Annotated in this window: 17 protein-coding genes and 1 rRNA gene; 6 read left to right on the top strand and 12 right to left on the bottom strand. The window is 57.4% G+C overall.

Features of this window, described 5'->3' with window-relative positions; translation table 11 throughout:
* The 5 genes from rrf to ACXWTF_RS12485 form a co-directional block, all read left to right on the top strand.
* Positions 1–97, top strand: a 5S ribosomal RNA gene (gene rrf, locus ACXWTF_RS12505); the annotation flags it as partial.
* Positions 98–623: 526 nt separating this feature from the next.
* Positions 624–1997: an OmpP1/FadL family transporter gene (locus ACXWTF_RS12500; RefSeq protein WP_461715313.1), complete on the top strand. Its 1374-nt coding sequence runs from the start codon at positions 624–626 to the stop codon at positions 1995–1997.
* A gap of 115 nt (positions 1998–2112) precedes the next feature.
* Entirely contained in the window at positions 2113–2796 is a 684-nt protein-coding gene (gene ung / locus ACXWTF_RS12495) for a uracil-DNA glycosylase (protein WP_461715312.1), read from the top strand.
* The gene (locus ACXWTF_RS12490; RefSeq protein ID WP_461715311.1) at positions 2789–3601 is read left to right on the top strand and encodes an ABC transporter permease; all 813 of its coding nucleotides are present in this window, start codon (positions 2789–2791) and stop codon (positions 3599–3601) included. Before ung ends, ACXWTF_RS12490 begins: the two co-directional genes overlap by 8 nt.
* A gap of 3 nt (positions 3602–3604) precedes the next feature.
* Complete coding sequence (locus ACXWTF_RS12485; RefSeq protein WP_461715310.1) at positions 3605–4648, top strand: AI-2E family transporter; 1044 nt, start codon at positions 3605–3607, stop codon at positions 4646–4648.
* Between the two features lie 69 nt (positions 4649–4717).
* Here ACXWTF_RS12485 and ACXWTF_RS12480 read toward each other — a convergent pair whose 3' ends face one another.
* Genes ACXWTF_RS12480 through ACXWTF_RS12470 form a run of 3 tightly spaced genes read right to left on the bottom strand, consistent with a single transcriptional unit; the run spans position 4718 to position 6252 of the window.
* Positions 4718–5296, bottom strand: a complete 579-nt coding sequence (locus ACXWTF_RS12480; protein WP_461715309.1) for an SCO family protein — start codon at positions 5294–5296, stop codon at positions 4718–4720.
* 2 nt (positions 5297–5298) lie between these two features.
* Entirely contained in the window at positions 5299–5772 is a 474-nt protein-coding gene (locus ACXWTF_RS12475) for a hypothetical protein (protein ID WP_461715308.1), read from the bottom strand.
* Between the two features lie 3 nt (positions 5773–5775).
* On the bottom strand, positions 5776–6252 hold the full coding sequence (locus tag ACXWTF_RS12470; protein ID WP_461715307.1) for a copper chaperone PCu(A)C: 477 nt from the start codon (positions 6250–6252) through the stop codon (positions 5776–5778).
* A gap of 324 nt (positions 6253–6576) precedes the next feature.
* Here ACXWTF_RS12470 and ACXWTF_RS12465 point away from each other — a divergent pair, with 324 nt between their 5' ends.
* Positions 6577–6840: a hypothetical protein gene (locus ACXWTF_RS12465; RefSeq protein ID WP_461715306.1), complete on the top strand. Its 264-nt coding sequence runs from the start codon at positions 6577–6579 to the stop codon at positions 6838–6840.
* 37 nt (positions 6841–6877) lie between these two features.
* Here the strand turns inward: ACXWTF_RS12465 and ACXWTF_RS12460 are convergent, their stop codons facing one another.
* The 9 genes from ACXWTF_RS12460 to lpxA form a co-directional block, all read right to left on the bottom strand.
* The gene (locus ACXWTF_RS12460; protein WP_461715305.1) at positions 6878–8056 is read right to left on the bottom strand and encodes a glutathionylspermidine synthase family protein; all 1179 of its coding nucleotides are present in this window, start codon (positions 8054–8056) and stop codon (positions 6878–6880) included.
* A 3-nt stretch (positions 8057–8059) separates the two neighbouring features.
* Entirely contained in the window at positions 8060–8617 is a 558-nt protein-coding gene (locus ACXWTF_RS12455) for a hypothetical protein (protein ID WP_461715304.1), read from the bottom strand.
* A gap of 2 nt (positions 8618–8619) precedes the next feature.
* A complete protein-coding gene (locus ACXWTF_RS12450) occupies positions 8620–9087 on the bottom strand; it encodes a hypothetical protein (RefSeq protein WP_461715303.1) in 468 nt (155 codons plus the stop codon).
* On the bottom strand, positions 9048–12305 hold the full coding sequence (gene carB, locus ACXWTF_RS12445) for a carbamoyl-phosphate synthase large subunit (RefSeq protein WP_461715302.1): 3258 nt from the start codon (positions 12303–12305) through the stop codon (positions 9048–9050). Before carB ends, ACXWTF_RS12450 begins: the two co-directional genes overlap by 40 nt.
* A 97-nt stretch (positions 12306–12402) precedes the next feature.
* A complete protein-coding gene (locus ACXWTF_RS12440) occupies positions 12403–13218 on the bottom strand; it encodes a MipA/OmpV family protein (RefSeq protein ID WP_461715301.1) in 816 nt (271 codons plus the stop codon).
* On the bottom strand, positions 13215–13973 hold the full coding sequence (gene mreC / locus ACXWTF_RS12435; RefSeq protein ID WP_461715300.1) for a rod shape-determining protein MreC: 759 nt from the start codon (positions 13971–13973) through the stop codon (positions 13215–13217). The genes ACXWTF_RS12440 and mreC overlap by 4 nt, the downstream gene beginning before the upstream one ends.
* Positions 13966–15003 carry a rod shape-determining protein gene (locus tag ACXWTF_RS12430; RefSeq protein WP_345969537.1) on the bottom strand — a complete coding sequence of 346 codons (1038 nt, stop codon included), beginning with the start codon at positions 15001–15003 and terminating at the stop codon, positions 13966–13968. Before ACXWTF_RS12430 ends, mreC begins: the two co-directional genes overlap by 8 nt.
* Before the next feature lie 9 nt (positions 15004–15012).
* Positions 15013–16251 carry an ATP-dependent Clp protease ATP-binding subunit ClpX gene (gene clpX, locus ACXWTF_RS12425; protein ID WP_461715299.1) on the bottom strand — a complete coding sequence of 413 codons (1239 nt, stop codon included), beginning with the start codon at positions 16249–16251 and terminating at the stop codon, positions 15013–15015.
* On the bottom strand, positions 16248–17033 hold the full coding sequence (gene lpxA, locus ACXWTF_RS12420; RefSeq protein ID WP_461715298.1) for an acyl-ACP--UDP-N-acetylglucosamine O-acyltransferase: 786 nt from the start codon (positions 17031–17033) through the stop codon (positions 16248–16250). Before lpxA ends, clpX begins: the two co-directional genes overlap by 4 nt.
* Between the last annotated feature and the right edge of the window lie 10 nt (positions 17034–17043).

Here is a 17043-nt window from a genome sequence, read left to right as displayed (position 1 = left end):
GGGAAACGCCCGGCCCCATTCCGAACCCGGAAGCTAAGCCTCTCATCGCTGATAATACTGACCCTTTCAGGGTTGGGAACGTAGGTCGCCGCCTGGTTCATCGGAATTTCTTCACAACTAATCAATCAACAGTCTCTTTCTTCTATTCATCGCTAGATTATTTCCCATCAACATAAACGTAAAATGTATTGCGAAGCTGTGTTTTCTTAGCTCCTTTGGGCATGGATTGATCAATGAAATTCCTTTAGTGCTTCCCAGAACTAGGCATTTCAGCATGATTGCATTGAGCATAGGAAGACCGAGAAGAGTGTGCTGATCTGCTATGAATCAAATAGTGTTTCATTTCGAAACATACTCACAATATTGTCAAATATTTCACACATTTCTATCAAAATGAACTTTCTGTATGGAATATAACAGAAAATAGAAAAAATATGCCACAATCATAACTTTAGTATATAAATATATTTTATTTCTTCCTATTTCACTCTTTTGCTTAAAATTATTATTATCCCACCTTAAATAGGGAGTTTCGGCTTTAGAATCAGTTTATTTTCCGGTGCATATAATGATCGAAATCGGAAGCGAATGCTTTCATTTGATTTATATTCGTAGGAGAATAGATGACACGTACAATCAAACTGGCAATGGCTGCTGCAATGGCTCTGACTGCAACTTCGGCGTTTGCAACAAACGGTGATAACCTGATGGGTCTCGGTGCGAAAGCACGCGGTATGGGTGGTGTAGGCATTGCCACTGCATTCGGTGCTGAAAGCGGTCTCGCTAACCCGGCACTGCTTTCTGCTGTCAAAAGTAATGAGATCTCTTTCGGCGGTACGCTCTTTATGCCAAAGGTTGATTTTGAATCCAATGCGTTTGCAGAAGCGTATTCTGCTGCGACAGCTACGCCTGTCATGCCGGTAGCGTCTGATACAAGCAAGGCTGATATGAGTATGATCCCAGAGGTTGCACTCGCTTCACGTATCAATGACAACGTCGTTGTCGGTATCGGCATGTTCGGTGTTGCCGGTATGGGTACGGACTACCGTGACACGCTTGACGGTTCTACAGGCGTCAGCAGTAACGGCTCTTTCGGTATGCGTACGAACCTGCAGCTGATGCGTTTCGCCGTACCGGTTTCCTACAGCAATTCCGGCTTCAGTGTCGGTGTCGCTCCGATGCTTCAGTATGGTTCACTGAACATTGCTTATGCAATGCCACTGGCTACTGGCGGAATTGACCCGCAGGGTTCCGGTGTTTCCGAAGATTTCGGTTTCGGCTATGAAGTCGGTATTGCTTATGATGCAGGTGCAGTCGGCATCACGGGCCTGACACTGGGTGCCAAATACCAGTCTTCTATCGATATGACCTATGATCATACCCTCGAAGTAACGTCTCAGGCGTTCGGCCTGACCGGTATCGACGACCATCTTGAGCAGCCGGCGGAGATCGGTTTCGGTATCAGCTATGACGTTCTGGGCTCTGGTAACACGATCGCATTCGATTACAAGCAGATCCGCTGGGCAGATGCGAAAGGATACAAAGAGTTTGAGTGGGACAACCAGAATGTCTTCTCCGTCGGTTACCAGTATGAGAGAAACAACTGGGCGGTCCGCCTCGGTTATAACTATGCTGAGAACCCGATCCAGGAACAAGCTGGGGCGAGTATGATGTCTCCGGGCGAGTATGATGGTGCCGTCAAAAACTTCTTCAACCTCGCGGGATTCCCGGCAGTCGTAGAGTCGCATGTTACAGCAGGTGGAACATACAGCTTCAGCAAAATGCTTTCTGTCGACGCCGCCTTCGTTTATGCGCCTGAAGTTAGCTTCTCCTATGACACAAGTGCAATGGGACAGGGCCTGGCTTACAATATGGTGCTCCAGAACGGTGGTTCAACGACGGACGCAGCTAACGCAGCTGGTGCAACGCAGAACTCTTCTGCTGATGTCAAACACTCCCAGACAGGTGTGACAGTACAGCTGAACTATGCGTTCTAAGCGCATCGTGCACTAACAACTTCATTCTTCCGCCTTCGGGCGGACTCCTTCCGTTTTACGCATCCCAAACACATTCTTCTGTATACTACGTCGGACTCTATATACGGATGGTGCTATGCAGATTGACCCCAAGATCGACCCTTCCTGGAAACGTGTGCTCGCTATGGAATTCGGGCAGCCCTATTTCAATGAGCTGAAGACATTCCTGCTTGCCGAAAAAGCTGCCTATCCCATCTACCCAAAAGGAGCCGATATCTTCGCTGCATACAACCTGACGCCCTATGAGAAAGTCAAAGTCGTCATTCTGGGACAGGACCCCTATCATGGACCGAACCAGGCGCATGGATTGGCATTTTCCGTGCAGAGGGGCATTGCGCATCCCCCCTCGTTGCAGAACATCTTCAAAGAGCTGAAAGAAGACATCGGCTGCGAGGTTCCGCAGCACGGGACACTGGAGGCGTGGGCGGAGCAGGGGGTGTTCCTGCTCAACACGGTGCTGACCGTCCGGGCGGGCCAGGCGCATTCGCACAAGGAGCAGGGGTGGGAGCGCTTTACCGATGCGACCATCAAGGCCCTCAGTGACGGCCGGGAGCAGCTGGTCTTCATCCTCTGGGGACGGCCGGCGCAGATGAAAGCGTCGCTCATCGACGCCTCACGCCACCATATCATTACCTCCCCGCACCCCTCTCCGCTCTCCGCCTACCGCGGTTTTTTCGGTTCCAAACCTTTTTCACGGACCAATGCCTACCTGCAAAATGCGGGGATCTCTCCGATAGACTGGTGCCTTGCAGATGAATGATTCTCCGCGCAAAACGCTCTTCTTGCTGGCCGTGATCGTTTTATTGACTTTTGTGGGCGGTTTCTTCTATACGGCCGACCCTTACATGTTGAACAGTGATGCGATCCTTGCGGCTCCATCCTTTGCTCATCCGTTCGGTACGGACCGCCTTGGGCGGGATCTGCTGGCACGTATTATCGAAGGGGGCAAGATCTCGCTTATCATTGGGGTCGGCAGTGCATTGATCGGGACCTTCCTCGGGTTTATACTCGGGGCGATCGCCGGGTATGCAAGGGGGATGGTCGACAAGGGGTTTGTCATTGTCGTCGATCTCTTTCTCACCTTCCCGACGTTCTTTCTGCTGCTGGCACTGGTCAGCTACGTCAACGCCTCGGCATTGGTCCTGATCCTGATCATCTCTGTGACGGGCTGGATGACGACGGCGCGGCTGGTGCGTTCGGAAAGCTTTGCCGTGACGTCGCAGCCCTTTATCAAGATCCTCAACATTGCCGGCGTCACCCGCACCAAGATTCTGCTGAAGTATTATGCGCCCCTGCTCGCCCCGATCTTCTTTGTCAGCTTCACCTTCGGCGTCGGCGGCGCGATCCTCTCCGAGTCGGGGCTCAGCTTCCTGGGACTGGGGATCGTCGCGCCGCAGATGAGTTGGGGGACGATCCTCAGCAACGGGAAAGAGGTGATCGACATTGCGTGGTGGGTCAGTTTTTTCCCGGGCTTGATGATCTTCCTCGTGACGCTCAGTCTGATGAACCTCGCAAACTATCTGCAGCAGCGCACCAACAAGAAAAAAATCCAGTCAGGAGCCTAAGGCATGGAACAGACAAACCGTTTTGGCAACCTCTTTATTATACTGGCGTCTGTCGTCATCGTCTTTGCCGGTATTAAAGCGGCGTCGACGATTATCATACCCTTCCTGCTCTCCCTGTTTATTGCGATCATCCTGATGCCGTTGCTGCACTTTCTGATGGAACGGAAGATCCCGACAGCACTGGCCATGGTACTGCTCGTAGGGTTGCTATTGCTCTGCTTCGTCCTTTTCGGGGTCATTGTCGGCCATGCGACGAATGATTTCATCGGCAACCTTCCCGGTTACGAAGCCGATCTTCGGGAACGCCTCGGCGGGGTGGCGGCCTGGCTGACCGCACAGGGGCTGACGCTGCCGGAAAAGAACCTACAGTCCCTGCTGGACCCCGGTGCGGTCTTTGCTTACATGACCGGAGCGCTCAAAGGATTCGGTGCGATCCTGACAAACGGGTTTGTCATCCTGCTGACGACCGTCTTCATGATGCTCGAAGGGGTGGCCTACCGCAATAAGATCGCGTTCATCTACCGCCGGAACAACTCCGAAGGGCAGAAGCATCTCAATGAGATCCTGGCGAAGATTAACCACTATATGGCGCTCAAAGCGCTGATCAGCGCCGGGACGGGTTTTCTCGTCTACCTTCTGCTGCTGCTTTTCGGTCTGGATTACCCGGTGTTGTGGGGCGTCGTGGCGTTTTTGCTGAATTTTATTCCCAATATCGGGTCGATCATGGCTGCGGTCCCGGCCGTTCTGCTGGCACTGCTCCAGCTTGACCTGGCCTCGGCCTTTTGGATCGCGACCGGTTACGTCGTCATCAATATTCTTGTGGGGTCGGTGATCGAGCCGAAGGTAATGGGTAGGGGGCTTGACCTCTCCACCCTGGTCGTCTTCTTGTCATTGATCTTTTGGGGGTGGCTGCTGGGACCGGTCGGCATGCTGCTTTCCATCCCGCTGACGATCATGGTCAAGATCGTGTTTGATTCGGAGGAGTCAACAAGGTGGATTGCCGTGCTGCTCGGTACCGGCGGCAACGGCCGGGAGGAAGAGGCGTAACGTCAGCGCTTCAATCTTTTCAACACTGCCGTAGCAAAGGTATCCGGGCTTCGCTCGGATACCGTGTCATCAATGAGCGATGCCGAGCGCCTTTTCCATATGCGTCAGCGTTTCGCGGGGATCAATGCTATGGTTCAGGCGGGAGCTGAAGTTCCCCTGCTTGTCAAAGAAGTAGACATAGGAGGTGTGGCCGACGGTGTACCCCATCGCCTCGCTTCCCCCCTCGAGAATCGTGTATTCGGTCCCTTCGTACCGTGAGACGACTTCGTCGACCTCCTGTTTTGTTCCCGTAACCCCGATATAGGTCGGGTAGAAGTATTCGACATACTCCTTGAGGCTCTGCGGCGTATCGCGGTTGGTATCCACGCTGACAAAGATGACCTGCACCTCTTCGGCCGCTTCGGGCGGCAGGAGCTTCATCGCCCCGGTGAGGTTTGAGAAGGTCGTCGGGCAGATGTCGGGGCAGTAGGTGTAGCCGAAATAGACGGCGACGGCTTTTTTACCCCGGAAGTCGCTGAGGCTGACCGGACCGTCGGCACTCTCAAGGGTAAAGTCGTAATGTTTCCGTTCCATGGTGGGAATGACATAGAAGTAGGCCCCTACGGCCAGCAGGATGGGAAAAAGAATCAGGATCAGACGTTGGACCATGGTTACTCCGTCGAAAAGGTAAAATAGGTGCCGATGCGTGCTGTCGGCTCTTCGGCAATAATGTTGGCGCGCCAATCCATCCGCCCCGTACAGGTGGGGATCATCCCCTCGCCGCTGTAGTTGCCGTCGGTGCCGCGCGTGAGGGTATAGCTGTAACGGCCCATATTCATATTCAGACCGTAGATCTCGACTTTGAGCGTCTTGTAGAGATGAGGGGTCGAGAGGTGCAGCTGCAGTTTCTCCATGACGGGAATAGGGCGCGGTGTGATGGCGAAAGTCACCGGCGTACCGTCACCCATTGTCGCGGTACAGGCCCCTGTATGCAGGTCGCACCCTTGTGCCGTTTTCCCGAATTTGACATCACCGCTGAGCCATTCGTAGATGACGTCGGCATCGTAGGCCAGGTAGGCAAAGACGAGCAGGACGGCGACGCCCAGCTGGATGGCGAGGATCTTAAAGAGTTTTTTGAGACTCACCCGTTACTTTCCGCACTTGCCGCTGCCGCATTTCATCTTTTGCTGCATCATCATCCCCGCCACTTTTTTGACCGGGGCCTTAAGCGTGACGCTTTCGCCGTTGGAGAAGTTCAGCGTTACGGTGACGGTTTCGCCCGCTTTGAGCTTCTGTGTCAGGCCGATGAGCATGACGTGCAGACCACCCGGTTTGAGCATGGTCGTGCCGTTTGCCGGAATGTCGATCTTCGGGATCTGGCGCATCTGCATCATGCCGTTGACATTGGCATGTTCGTGCAGTTCAACTGTTTTGGCGGCATCGGAGTCGGCGCTCACGAGCGCGACCGGTTTGTCCGTCAGGTTCGTGAGCTGCATGAACGCGGCGCTGTTGGGGAGGTTCGGCGGGACTTCACGGACATAGATACCGGAGACTTCGACGCCCTGGGCGTAGAGTCCGGAGACAAAGAGAAACGATGCGATCAATACACGGTGTAAAAGGGTCATGTTGGTCCTTGGAAATGAAGATTAACCGTCCTGCAATGTCCCCAGATAACATTCTCGTTGTTCTGACGCACTCAGGCATAGTTAAAGAGTATAGTGAAACTCTATAACAGAAGTGTTAAATCTACACCAAAGGAGGCTGAAAGCCCCGTTCTGACGTTACGATACCGGTAGTAGGTGACCACCTCTTTTGTTCCCTTTGCTCCTAAAATGGAGATTTTGATTTTAATAATTAAGTCGGAATCTACCGGAGATGTCTCATACTGAAAAAAGTATAAAGGCCGCCGCCTTCGGGCGGTTATCCAATTACTCACCAAAGGGGTAGAGATGGCTTATATGATGGTTCGACACAAAGTCAGGGATTTTAACGCATGGAAGCCCGGGTATGACGGGCATAAGGCGGCAAGGGACGCCGCAGGGCTGAAAGAGGTCTATCTGCTTCAAAACGCAGACGATCCTCATGAGGTCGTCGCGCTGTTTGAAGCCGCGGATCTCGAAAAAGCCCGCGCCTTTGCCGGATCCGAGGATCTCAAGAAGAAGATGGAGGAGGTCGGCGTTATCGACCGGCCGGATATCTATTTTCTGACATAGTGCGATTCCCGGACCCTCCGGGACGCTTCACCTTCGTTCACGTCAACATATGCCCCACGAATTTGCTCATATTGTCCAAAATCTCGCCGCCGCGGCGGAAACCGAGTCCGCACGCCTCGTAGGCGAAGAAGACCCCGGCCTGGTAACGGTTGCCGTCGCGGTCCTGTGGAAAGGGGACAAACTCCTGGTAGACCGGGCGGTAGTTGCCGTAAGGCCCCACCGTCGAGGCAAGGACACTGCCGTCGGCATCCATGATCTGCGTATTGGCCCCTTCGCGGCCGAAGACCCTCTTCTCCACCTGTTTCATGCCCGGAAGCGGCTCGAATGAGGTTTTGAGCAGGTAGGGGGAGTCCGGGAAGAGGTCGCAGAGGATCTTGAGCATCCCCTTGGACTGGAAGAGCAGGGTGTAGGCGGGGTTGAGAATGATCGCCTTCTGGTTGGCCATGATATTGCCCAGCAGGACCGCGAGTTCCGGTTCGTCCGTCGCGATGTCCTCCCAGGGGTAGAGTTTGAACCAGTACTCGAAAGGGTTGTCGGAAGTATCAGAGATCCCCTCCTCATCAAATCGGACGTTCTGCAGGAACTCGAACCCCGTGGCGAACCCCGCGTCGGTCGCGATCTGGCGCAGGAGCTTCGTCGTTACCTCCTCCTCATCATTGCCTTCGACGCTGCTGAAAAGGATCTTCCAGCCGTCGTAGAACTTTTCGAAATCATCCGGGTCGTCAAAGAGGGTGATGAGGCGGCGGAAGTTCTGCAGGAGTGCTTCATAGATATTGTTGAACTGCCGCGCTTCATCCAGACCGTTATGCTTGAGCAGCGCCCACTGCAGGACCGCGGTTTCGTAGAGGCCCGTCGGCGTGTCGGCGTTGAACTCGATCAGCTTGACGGGCTGCCCGTCGATGCCGCCGGCGAAGTCGAAGCGGCCGTAGACGTGCCAGTGCACGTCATTCTCCCAGCTTTTTTTGATGGGATCGATCAGGTTGAAAGGGATGCCGAGATCGAAGAAAAGATCGTTCTCGATGACATACTCCGCCGCCTGCACGTACATGTCATAAAGAGTATTGGCGGCCTCGTAGTAGGCCTCGGCTTCGGCATCGCTGACGAGGACCAGTTCGTCGGCGACATAGCGGCTCCCGTCGCTGTCGGTGTGCCAGGTAAAGCCGAGTTCGTCCAGGGTGTCGTTCGGCAGTGCCGAGAGGGAATCGAGTCGGACCATCGTTTACCCTCCGTAGGTCGTGGAGGAGGTCGAAGAAGATCCGGTCTTCGTGCCGCCGAAGAAGCTTTTCTTGCTGCTGGACGCTTTGGCTTTTTGTGTGGCATGGTAGGCACTTTTGTTGACGCGGTCGGCATGCTGGCGGAAGTTGGCGTTGTTCATCAGCGCATTACCGATCATGTTCCCCAGCAGCGACCCGGCGGCGACGGCAAGGATCGTCCCCGCAAGTCCCATCCCTTCGCCCTGGGGCGGTTGGTTCAGTTCGCTCTGCCCTGCCTGCATCTTGTCGTACTCCTGCTGGGCCAGCGCCTTCATCTCCGCTTCGTTCATAAAGCGTTCGGTCATGGTACCGTTGGCGTCGTATTCACGGATGATGGCGCGGTTGGGCCCTTCCGTCGGCATCTCCTCGACGACGACGTATTTGCCGCCGGGCTGCTGCTGCACGATGAGGTAGCGATTCTGGGGTTCCTGCTGCTCCTGGACGCAGCCCGAGAGGACGCTCATGACCGTGATGCCCGCCGTGCCGAGGTAGAGGCCCGAAGCGATGGATTTGATATGTTTCATAGTTATCTTATTCTCCGTTTCTTGCAATGGTTCAGTTTATAAATAGTGGATGGGATGGCTTCATAGAGTCCCCGCGCATCCTCGATTACGATATCTGCCTTTTCAGCGGCGTACGCGGGATCATACCGTCCGCCCGCCGCGTTGGCGGAGGTCGAGTAGAGCCAGCCGTAGGGGCGCAGCAGATGATGGTAGCCGCCCTCGGGAACGATACGGAAAGCCTGTCCCTTGACGATATAGGTCGTCTTCGTCTTTCGGCGCACTTCGCGTTTGAAACGTCCGGGGATACGCCCGGTCTGCTTGTAGGTTTTCAACGAGGCGAAGGTCTTGAGAAAAGGTTTGGAGGCGGGCCGGCTTTTCGCCCCTGAAAGGGCCTCTGCGTTCTGGGAGACGAAACCGACGGTCGTGTCGGTCTGGACCAGCAGGAGTCGCGTCAGACCAGGTAGTCTTGAAGGGCCTGCGGGGCGGTCCAAGCTTCGTCCTTCATGTGGCCGAGCGCATCGATTGCGGCGCGGGCGGCACTGAGGGTCGTAAAGTACGGGATGTTCATCCGCAGGACGATCTGGCGGATGACGGTGGCGTCTTTCTTCGACGTGTTATTGTCGGAAGTATTGATCGCCATCGTAATGTCGCCGTTTTTCATCATGTCCTCGATGTTCGGGCGTCCTTCGGAGATTTTGAGGACCGGCTCGCAGGGGATACCGGCCTCTTCGATCACCTTCTGGGTCCCGCGGGTGGCAACGAGCTTGAAGCCGTGTGCATGCAGGCCGCGGGCGATCTCGACGCCGGAAGGCTTGTCCATCTCGATGAAGGAGAGGAAACAGGTCCCCTCCGTCGGGATACGGTTGCCCGCCGCCATCTGAGACTTGGCGAAGCTGACGCCGAAGCTGGAGCTGATCCCCATGACCTCGCCGGTCGACTTCATCTCCGGGCTCAGGACCAGGTCGGCACCGTAGAGCTTGTTGAACGGGAAGACCGCCTCTTTGAGGGCGATGTGGTCGCGCAGGCGCGGTTTGAGCAGGCCGTTCTCTTCGATGACGATGTCGTAGCGGTCGTAGAAGGCCAGGGCATTGCGCAGGGTGTCCCCCATCATGACGCGGGTCGCGACTTTGGCCAGCGGCATACCCGTCGCCTTGGAGACGAACGGGACGGTACGGGAGGCACGCGGGTTGACCTCGATGAGGTAGACCTCGTTCTGGTAGATGGCGTACTGGATGTTCAGCAGGCCGATAACGCCGAGGCCCAGGGCGATGGTTTTGGTCTGCTGTTCGACCTGCTCGCGCAGGGCGTCGCTGAGGTTGACCGGCGGCAGGGAACAGGCGGAGTCGCCGGAGTGGATACCGGCCTCTTCGATGTGCTGCATGACCGAGCCGATATAGACCTCGCTGCCGTCGCAGATGGCGTCGACGTCGAGCTCGACCGCCTGGTCGAGGAACTTGTCGACGAGGACCGGCGCGTCGTTGGAGACGGAGACCGCTTCGTCCATGTACTGGCGCAACTCCTCCTCTTTGTAGACGATACGCATCGCGCGGCCGCCGAGCACGAAGGAGGGGCGCACGAGGACCGGGTAGCCCAGGCGCGACGCGACGCTGATCGCCTCTTCCTTGGTCGTGGCAATGCCGTTGTCCGGCTGCTTCAGGTTGTGCTTGTTCACGAAGTCGGAGAACTTCTCGCGGTCTTCGGCAAGGTCGATCACCTTCGCCGGCGTCCCCGCGATCTGGGCCCCGATGGCCGTCAGCGGGTTGGCGAGCTTCAGCGGGGTCTGGCCGCCGAAGTGGACGATGATGCCGTTGGGCTTCTCGTACTCGATGACTTCGCGAACATGCTCGAGGTCGATCGGCTCGAAGTAGAGGACATCACTGGTATCGTAGTCGGTGGAGACGGTCTCGGGGTTACAGTTGTACATGATCGTCTCGATCCCCATCTCTTCGAGGGCGAAGGCGGCGTGGACACAGCAGTAGTCGAACTCGATCCCCTGGCCGATACGGTTCGGGCCGCCGCCGAGGATCATCACCTTTTTCCTGTCCGAAGCGCGTGAAGGCTGCTCCGGAAGCGTCGTGATGTTCGTCGTGGAGTAGAGGTAGGGCGTCAGCGCCTCGAACTCGGCCGCACAGGTGTCGACCTCGTTGTACTCGAGGTGGATGCCCATGCGTTTGCGCGCGTTGTAGACGTCGCTTTCACGGATGTCGCCTGAACCCTGCTTGACGATCAGTTGAGCAATCTTCTTGTCGCTGAAGCCGTTGGCCTTGGCTTTGCGGAGGCGGACAGCATCGTTGAGGATATCGAGGTCGATGGTCTGCTCTTCGGCGACGATCTCTTCGATCTGGTACAAAAACCACGGGTCGATCTTGCAGAGTTCGAAGAGTTCCTCCACGCCCATGCCGCGGCGGAAACCTTCGGCGACGTAGAGCATCCGTTCGGCGTTCGGCCGGCGGATCTCGTGGCGGATGTGGTCCATGTCGCCCGTCATCTCGTCAAAACCGCTGAGACCGGTTTCCAGCGAACAGAGCGCTTTTTGCATGGACTCTTTGAAGGTGCGGCCGACGGCCATCGCTTCGCCGACGGATTTCATCCCTGTTGTCAGAGTGCTTTCGGCTTCGGGGAACTTCTCGAAGGTGAAGCGCGGCGTCTTGGTGACAATGTAGTCGATGACCGGCTCGAAGGAGGCCGGAGTGCCGGTGATGTCGTTGGTGATCTCATCGAGGGTGAAGCCGACGGCGAGCAGGGTCGCGACTTTGGCGATGGGGTAGCCCGTCGCCTTGGAGGCGAGCGCCGAGGAGCGGGAGACCCGGGGGTTCATCTCGATGACGATCATCCGGCCTGTTTTCGGGTCGACGGAGAACTGGACGTTGGAGCCGCCGGTGTCGACGCCGATCTCGCGCAGAATCTCGAAGGAGGCGTCGCGCATGCGCTGGTACTCTTTGTCGGTCAGCGTCAGTGCCGGGGCGATGGTGATGGAGTCGCCGGTATGGACCCCCATCGGGTCGAAGTTCTCGATGGAACAGACGATGATGCAGTTGTCCGCGCGGTCGCGGATGACCTCCATCTCGTACTCTTTCCAGCCCAGCAGGGACTCCTCGACGAGGATCTCCGTGATCGGACTCTCATCCAGGCCGCGCTGGGCGAGGAGTTTGTACTCGTCGATGTTGTAGGCGACACCGGAACCGCCGCCGGCGAGGGTGAAGGAGGCGCGGATGATAATCGGGAAGCCGATCTCTTCGGCCGCCGCGAGGGCCTCGTCCATGTTGTAGGCGTAGCGCGAATGCGGCAGGTCCATGCCGAGTTTGATCATCGCTTCCTTGAAGGCCTGACGGTCTTCGCCTTTTTTGATCGCTTCGGGGTTGGCGCCGAGGAACTCGATCCCGTCGAGCATCCCTTTTTCGTACATGCTCATCGCGGCATTGAGCGCCGTCTGTCCGCCCATGGTCGGCAGGATCGCGTCGACATTCTCTTTTTCGATGATCTGGGCGATGATCTCTTCTTTGATCGGCTCGATATAGGTACGGTCCGCAAACTCCGGGTCCGTCATGATCGTCGCAGGGTTGGAGTTGATCAGGACGACACGGTAGCCGAGCTCTTTGAGCGTTTTGACCGCCTGGGTGCCGGAGTAGTCGAATTCGCAGGCCTGACCGATGACGATCGGGCCGGAGCCGATAAGCAGAATCGTTTTAATATCATCGCGTTTTGGCATTGATACCCTTCGGAAAAAAGATGAAATTTCAGGAGGGTATTATAGTCGGGAGGCCCTTAAAAAGGGGTGAAGATCCGGAAGAGTCTTCCCGGCGCTCTCAGGGGGCTTCCGCAGGGTCGGGGAGGGGCGCTTCGTCGCCGAAAAGGACAAAGGAGTAGAGCAGGGACAGCATGCCGCTGACCATGTAGCGGACATCCGTCAGGGGACTGTCTGCGACGGGGTCGCCGAAGCGGTCGGCGCGGAGATTGCCGAGCAGGTGCCAGTGGGCGTTGAGGTTGTATTTTACATAGGTCTGCACGGCCAGGTTCAGCGTCGCGTCACTGCGGTAGGCGGGGCGGCCTATGAGCAGATCCTCTTCGCTGTTTTTGACGCCGAAATAGTAATTGGAGAAGGGCTGGGAGAGCCAGACGGCGAGGACGCTGGGCACGAAGTACCAGTCGCCGACGCTGAAGCTCTGCCCCGCTTCCAGGCGCAGTTTCGTGCCGTTGTTCGTATCGGTGATGTCATGCAGGGCAACGAACTCCGCGAAAAAATCGCCGTAGGCGTAGCTGGCGGCCAGGCCGCCCTCCCAGCCGCTGTCGCGCTCCGTCATCCCCTGAAGGATCGGCGTTTGGGAGCGGTCATTGAGCTGGGTCAGTGCACGGCGCTCGTAGTAGCCGAGGATCTGGGGCTGTGCGGTAAAGGAGAGCCCCCAGCTCTGCGTCTCGCCGCTTTCGCCGTAGAAGTACATCCCGACCCGGGTCCAGCGGATGTAGAAGGGGGCTTTGTCCAAGAAGATGACGGGCGTCGCAAGTACGACGGGATCGGCATCTTTATAGGGCAGGGTCTGGAAATAGGGGCCTGCACCGAGGAAAACATCGTCTTTGGCAAAGAGCAGGAGCGGCAGCAGGAAAAGAGAGAAGAACTTTTTCATCGTATGCGGGTGATCACGTGGAAATAATCCGGATCGTTTCCTTTATAGTAGGGTTCGATCACGGCGTTCTGGTAGCCGCCGGTGAGTTCGATGGATTGGACCCTGCCGACCTTGACCCCGGCGAAGAAGAGGTTGTCCAGGCCGGAAGTGACGACCTCGTCGCCGACAGTGATGGCGAGCCAGGTCGGGATGTACTGTACGAGCATGGTGTCGCTGTTGCGCCCGCGGACGATCCCCGGAGCCTTGTTGGGGCCGACGAAGACGGCGTAGGTGCACTGGTAGTCACCGTTGAGCAGGGCCAGGGGCCTGCCGTCGCGCGCCGTAACGATCCCGGCGGCCGTTTCGTTGTAGATAAGGCCGTAGAGGCGCGAGGTATTGAAATCCTCCATCTGCAGCCAGAGCTTGGTCATGTCCGCGAAGTTGGCATAGGCGATGGTGCGCACAAGGGCGACGCGCGGGTCGTATTGGAAGGTGGAGTTGTTCTCGGCCAGCAGGGCGTTGAACTCGGTGGCCATCTCGTGCAGGAGCAAGTGCGACTGGCGGTAGAGTTCGGCCTCTTTTCGCAGGGCTTTGATGGTCTCTTGCTGCTCGAAATTCTCCGCGATCAGGTTGCCGATGCCGGTGGTAAAGGTGTTCCAGGAACGGTTGATGGATTGCAAGACGGAGAGCAGGGGGGATTGCAGGGGCGTCGAAAAGAAGACGGAGCCCGCGAACAGCAGAAGCAGGAGCAGGAGCGCAGAGGCGCGCTTACTCATTTTCGAAGAGTTCCTGGAGCAGGTCGATCTCCTCCAGGGCGCGGCCCGTTCCCTTGGCGACGGCCAGGAGCGGTTCGTCGGCGACGAAGACCGGGATGCGGATGATGTCCGCCAGGAACTTGTCGAGCTGGCGGATCAGGGCGCCGCCGCCGGTGAGGATGATGCCGTGGTCGACGATGTCGCCGGCGAGGTCGGGCGGCATCTTCTCGAGGACATCACGCAGCGCTTCGGCGATCTCCTTGAGGGGCTCTTTCATCGCTTCGTAGGCGTCGTCGCTGGTGAGCTCGATGGTGCTGAGCATCCCTTCGACCTGGTCGCGGCCCGTGGCGACCTTGGTGAGGCGCTTTTCCAGCGGCAGGGCCGTCCCGATCTCGATCTTGATCTCCTCGGCGGTACGGTCCCCGATAAGGAGGTTGTATTTGCGTTTGACGTAGTCGATGATCGCCTTGTCGATCTTGTCGCCGGCGGTGCGGATGGACTTGGAGAGCACGAGGCCGCCGAGGCTGACGACACCGATCTCGGTCGTACCGCCGCCGATATCGACGACGAGGTTCCCCTGGGGTTCGCGGATGTCCACGCCCGCACCGATGGCGGCTGCCATCGGTTCCTCGATGAGGAAGACTTCCCGTGCGCCGGCGGAGAGGGCCGATTCGCGGACCGCTTTACGCTCCACCTGTGTCAGGCCGTAGGGCACGCAGATGATAATACGCGGGCTGATCAGTGCCGAGCGGCCGTGGGCCTTCTCGATGAACTTGCGGATCATCTTTTCGGTCATGTCGAAGTCGGCGATGACGCCGTCTCGCATCGGGCGGATGGCGCGGATGTTACCCGGGGTTTTCCCGACCATCTCTTTGGCCTCGTGGCCGACGGCCAGGACGCGCTGCTGGCCGAATTTTTCCATCTTCACCGCGACGACGGAGGGTTCGTTGATGATAATGCCGTGTCCCTTGGCGATGACGAGGGTGTTGGCGGTCCCCAGGTCGATGGAGAGGTCATTGGAGAAGAGTCCGATCAGTTTGTTCAAAAGCATCGTATTCCTTTAAGCGCTTTTCTTGTCGTCTGTTTTGATGTAGAGGGGTTTCTCCCCCTCGGTGATGCACTCGGCCGTGATGACCACCTCGTAGCCGCTGTAGTCGGGCAGTTCGTACATGATGTCGATCATCGTCTCTTCGAGGATCGAGCGCAGGCCGCGTGCGCCGGTCTTGCGGACTTTGGCCTTGGCGGCGATGGCGCGCAGGGCATCGTCTTCGAAGGTCAGTTTGACGTTGTCGATGGCGAAGAGCTTGGCGTACTGGCGGATCAGCGAGTTCTTCGGTTCGGTGAGGATACGGATCATATCCTCTTCGCTGATCTCGTTAAGCGATGCGATGACCGGGAGGCGGCCGATGAGTTCGGGGATCAGGCCGTAGTGCACGAGGTCATCGGGCTCGACGCTCTGCATGGTGACCTCCTGTTCGGCGGTGCTTTTCTTCTCGTGGCCGAAGCCGAGGACGTTTTTGCCCGCTTTGCGCTTGAGGATCTCCTGCATGCCGTCGAAGGCCCCCCCGCAGATGAAGAGGATGTTGGAGGTATCCATCGCGATGAAGTCCTGGTTGGGGTGCTTTCGGCCCCCCTTTGGCGGGATATTGACGACGGAGCCCTCGATGATCTTGAGCAGCGCCTGCTGGACACCCTCGCCGGAGACGTCACGGGTGATGGAGCGGTTCTCACTCATGCGGGCGATCTTGTCGATCTCGTCGATGAAGAGGATCCCCTGCTGGGCCCGGTCGACGTCGCCGTCGGCGGCCTGGAGCAACTTGGTCAGGATGTTCTCGACATCCTCGCCGACATAGCCCGCCTCGGTGAGGCTTGTGGCATCGGCGATCGCCAGGGGGACGTTCAGGATACGGGCGATCGTCTGGGCCATCAGGGTTTTCCCGCTGCCCGTCGGTCCGATCAGCAGGACGTTCGATTTGGCGATCTCCGTATCGTCGTCGAGGTCATGCTGCTTGAAGATCCGCTTGTAGTGGTTGTAGACGGCGACGGAGAGAAGCTTGCGTGCCCGCTCCTGCCCGATGATGTATTCGCCCAGGAAGGCGTTGATCTCCTTGGGCGTCATCAGATCACCGACATACTCGACGAGCTGCTTGTCCGCTTCGCTGAGGGCCTCTTCGTCTCCGAACATGATCTTGTAGGCGGAGAAGACGCAGTTCTTGCAAATATAGGCGTCATTCCCTGCAATCAGGGGGTTGGCCTCGCTTTCATGGGTGCCGCAGAAACTGCAGTGACGATCTTTCATGCTGTCTTCCTCTCAAAGGGGATACCCCGTTTGGTTTTCAGAATAAAGTTACACAGGTTGTGTACGTAGTGGTTGTCGCTGCTCTCTACCAGTTCCGCCGCCGTCTCTTTGAGGGGCTGACCCGATTCGAAAAGGTCGCGGTAGGCGGATTTGAGGGCATCGATGTCGTTGCGCTCGCTGTGGCGGCGCAGTCCGGTGAGGTTGAGGCCCCGGATGACGGCGCGGTTGCCTTCGGCCATGCAGTAGGGCGGGACGTCCTGCGACAGTGCCGACGCCCCGGCGATCATTGCGAAGTCGCCGATTTTGACGAACTGGTGGATCGGGGTCATCCCGCCGATGACGGCGTAGTCCCCCATCTCGACGTGGCCCGCCAATGTGGCGGCGTTGGCCAGGATGCAGTGGTTGCCGATGATGACGTCGTGCCCGATATGGACGTAGCCCATAAAGAGGTTGTGGCTGCCGATGATCGTTTTGCCGCCGCCGCCTTTGGTGCCCGGGTTGAAGAGGGTGAACTCGCGGATCTTGTTGTGATCGCCGATAATGAGTTCCACATCCTCACCGCCGAACTTCAGGTCCTGGGGGATGGAGCCGAGGACGGCATAGGAGAAGATCTCGTTATGTTTGCCGATGGTCGTCTTCCCGTAGATACAGGCGCCCTGGGCGATCCTGGTGCCGTCGCCGATGGTCGCTTCGGAAGAGATGAAACAGAAGGGACCGATTTCGACGTCGTTGCCGATGACGGCACCCTCTTCGATGATCGCCTGCGGTGAGATTTTGCTCATCATCCCTGCC

This window comes from Thiomicrolovo sp. ZZH C-3 (assembly GCF_054862725.1).
Note: the sequence above shows the minus strand (reverse complement) of the source record. Positions and strands in the feature narration are given on the sequence as shown.

Bases quoted from the DNA above. Each gene is read 5' to 3' on its own strand.
- ACXWTF_RS12480 (WP_461715309.1), bottom strand. From the start codon at position 5,296: ATGGTCCAACGTCTGATCCTGATTCTTTTTCCCATCCTGCTGGCCGTA.
- ACXWTF_RS12470 (WP_461715307.1), bottom strand. From the start codon at position 6,252: ATGACCCTTTTACACCGTGTATTGATCGCATCGTTTCTCTTTGTCTCC.
- ACXWTF_RS12455 (WP_461715304.1), bottom strand. From the start codon at position 8,617: ATGAAACATATCAAATCCATCGCTTCGGGCCTCTACCTCGGCACGGCG.
- carB (WP_461715302.1), bottom strand. From the start codon at position 12,305: ATGCCAAAACGCGATGATATTAAAACGATTCTGCTTATCGGCTCCGGC.
- lpxA (WP_461715298.1), bottom strand. From the start codon at position 17,033: ATGAGCAAAATCTCACCGCAGGCGATCATCGAAGAGGGTGCCGTCATC.
- ACXWTF_RS12490 (WP_461715311.1), top strand. From the start codon at position 2,789: ATGAATGATTCTCCGCGCAAAACGCTCTTCTTGCTGGCCGTGATCGTT.
- ACXWTF_RS12440 (WP_461715301.1), bottom strand. From the start codon at position 13,218: ATGAAAAAGTTCTTCTCTCTTTTCCTGCTGCCGCTCCTGCTCTTTGCC.
- clpX (WP_461715299.1), bottom strand. From the start codon at position 16,251: ATGAAAGATCGTCACTGCAGTTTCTGCGGCACCCATGAAAGCGAGGCC.
- ACXWTF_RS12465 (WP_461715306.1), top strand. From the start codon at position 6,577: ATGGCTTATATGATGGTTCGACACAAAGTCAGGGATTTTAACGCATGG.
- mreC (WP_461715300.1), bottom strand. From the start codon at position 13,973: ATGAGTAAGCGCGCCTCTGCGCTCCTGCTCCTGCTTCTGCTGTTCGCG.
- ACXWTF_RS12485 (WP_461715310.1), top strand. From the start codon at position 3,605: ATGGAACAGACAAACCGTTTTGGCAACCTCTTTATTATACTGGCGTCT.
- ung (WP_461715312.1), top strand. From the start codon at position 2,113: ATGCAGATTGACCCCAAGATCGACCCTTCCTGGAAACGTGTGCTCGCT.
- ACXWTF_RS12460 (WP_461715305.1), bottom strand. From the start codon at position 8,056: ATGGTCCGACTCGATTCCCTCTCGGCACTGCCGAACGACACCCTGGAC.
- ACXWTF_RS12430 (WP_345969537.1), bottom strand. From the start codon at position 15,003: ATGCTTTTGAACAAACTGATCGGACTCTTCTCCAATGACCTCTCCATC.
- ACXWTF_RS12500 (WP_461715313.1), top strand. From the start codon at position 624: ATGACACGTACAATCAAACTGGCAATGGCTGCTGCAATGGCTCTGACT.